A 2,158-nucleotide genomic window follows, 5' to 3' on the forward strand; every position below is an offset into this window, starting at 1 on the left:
TTGGCTGTCGGGGAACACGAAACCGTCGTGCACCGTCTCAATCACCCCCTGCTTGGCGCGCGCATAGCGCGGCAGCCGCGTGTGGCCGGTCGGGTTGAGGTTTTTGGTCCGTACGGGGTCGCCGGCCTTGAACCGCGCCGGCCGCGCCACCGGCCGGTCGCAAGGACCACCCTTGGCCAGCACTGCGGGCACGTTTTCCGCCTTCAGCACCCTCTTCGGCGTCGCTGCCGGATCGACTGCCTTGCCCGCTTCGAGATCGCGCTCGCTGACGAAGCCATGGCGGTTCAACAGCACCTCCAGCGCCTTGATCCATATCTGGTAGTAGCTCGATGAATAGTAGACAGCCGGATGCAGCGATTCCCGTGCGTGCCGGCTCTCGTCGATGTTCCACGCGCCCATGGCGCCGGCAGTCAGCGTCACGCCGAGCGCCCGCCTTTCCCAGGCGGCATGGAAATACGGCTCGTCCTTTTCGGGCGCGACGGGGCCGAACCCCATCTGCCCGCCGAGATCGTGCGGCCCGTTCATGCCGGCTGCCCCTCTATTTCAGGTCTTTGGGCCAGGCCGGTCCCGATCATCGCGTCACGGCTGACCAGCTCCGCCAGCCGCTCCTCGCTCCAGCCCTCGGTGCACTCAGGCCGCATCGGCACGACGAGATAGCGCAGCTCCGCGGTCGAATCCCAGACGCGTATTTTTGTCCCGGCCGGCAGCGTCAGTCCAAATTCTTCCAGCACGCCGCGCGGATCGATCACCGCGCGCGAACGATAGGGCGGCGCCTTGTACCAGACCGGCGGCAGGCCGAGCACCGACCACGGATAGCAGGAGCACAGCGTGCAGACGACGAGATTGTGCGTCTCCTCGGTGTTGAACACCGCCTGCATGTGCTCGCCTTGGCGGCCGGTATAGCCCAGCGATTCGATCGCCGCCGTCGCGTCGAGCTTCAGCCAGTCGGCAAAGCCAGGATCGCTCCAGGCTTTCGCCACCACCCTGGCGCCATTGCGCGGGCCGATCTTCGTCTCGTAGGTGTCGACGATGACGTCGATCGCGGCCGGATCGATCAGCCCCTTCTGAGTGAGGATGGTTTCCAGCGCGCGCACGCGGGCGGCAAACGGATCGAGTTCGTTGTCGTGGTCATGATCGTGTGACATGGCCGCAAACTACGTTTCCAGTGATGCCGCCGCAAGCGCAACGGCTTGGGCCAACGGCACATGGCGCTGGCCCTGTCACATCATTCGGCCGCCGCCTGCTGCGGTTCTGGCAGCATGTCTTCCCTAGGCTTGAACAGCGAGGGCTGATCCCCCGCTTCGACCGGGCCCGTCTCGCCCTTGCGCTTCGACCAGAGCCCGACCAGCCAGCCCGAGAAATTCTCCATGTAGACATAGATCACCGGCGTCACGAACAGGGTCAGTGCCTGCGAGGCAAGCAGGCCGCCGACAACGGCAACGCCCAGCGGCTGGCGCAGTTCGGCGCTGGCCCCGGTGCCGAGCGCAATCGGGAACGTGCCCATCAGCGCCGCCAGCGTCGTCATCATGATCGGCCTGAACCGCATCAGGCAGGCCTTGTGGATGGACTCGGTCGCGGACATGCCTTCTCGTCGCAGTTCAAGCGCGACGTCGACCATCATGATGCCGTTCTTCTTGACGATGCCGATCAGCATCAGGATGCCGATCACCGCGATAACAGACAGATCCATGCCGGCGAAGCGCAGCGCAACGACCGCTCCGAGCACGGCCGACGGCAGGCCGGTGAGGATGGTGAGCGGGTGGATGAAGCTCTCGTAGAGGATGCCGAGCACGATGTAGATCGTCAGGATTGCGCCGCCGACCAGAAAACCCTGGTTGGCAAGAGAATCCTGGAAGGTCTTGGCCGTGCCGGCGAAGGTGGTCGAGATCACCGTCGGCATGCCGATCTGCTCCTTGAGCGCATTGATGCGCGTCACGCTGTCGCCCAGCGCCACGCCCTGCGGCAGATTGTAGGAGATGGTCACGGCTGGAAGCTGGCCGAGCTGGTTGACCGTCAGGGCGCCGGCCGTGCGATCGACCCGGGCGAAGGCGCCGAGCGGAACAAGACTGCCGCTCGCCGTCCTCATCTGGATGGCCAGCATCCGCTCGGGCGACCACTCGATCTTGGGATCGAGCTCGGTGATGACTTCGTAGCTGTC

Annotated in this window: 3 protein-coding genes; all 3 read right to left on the reverse strand. The window is 65.2% G+C overall.

Annotated features, from left to right (window positions below; all coding sequences use genetic code 11):
* Positions 1 to 525: nitrile hydratase subunit beta (gene nthB, locus EOC06_RS36320; protein ID WP_128310052.1), on the reverse strand; the 525-nt coding region annotated here is incomplete at its 3' end.
* Positions 522 to 1,145 (reverse strand): nitrile hydratase subunit alpha, encoded by a 624-nt coding sequence (gene nthA / locus EOC06_RS36325; RefSeq protein ID WP_128310053.1) that lies wholly within the window; start codon positions 1,143 to 1,145, stop codon positions 522 to 524. The genes nthA and nthB, both read right to left, overlap by 4 nt.
* An 80-nt stretch (positions 1,146 to 1,225) precedes the next feature.
* A partial coding sequence (locus EOC06_RS36330; protein ID WP_164898970.1) for an efflux RND transporter permease subunit occupies positions 1,226 to 2,158 on the reverse strand: 933 nt, incomplete at its 5' end.

Source organism: Mesorhizobium sp. M7A.F.Ca.MR.362.00.0.0 (genome assembly GCF_004023175.1).
Taxonomy (GTDB): Bacteria; Pseudomonadota; Alphaproteobacteria; order Rhizobiales; family Rhizobiaceae; genus Mesorhizobium.

Excerpts from the sequence above, each read along its gene's own strand:
- nthA (WP_128310053.1), bottom strand. The coding sequence starts at position 1,145 with ATGTCACACGATCATGACCACGACAACGAACTCGATCCGTTTGCCGCC.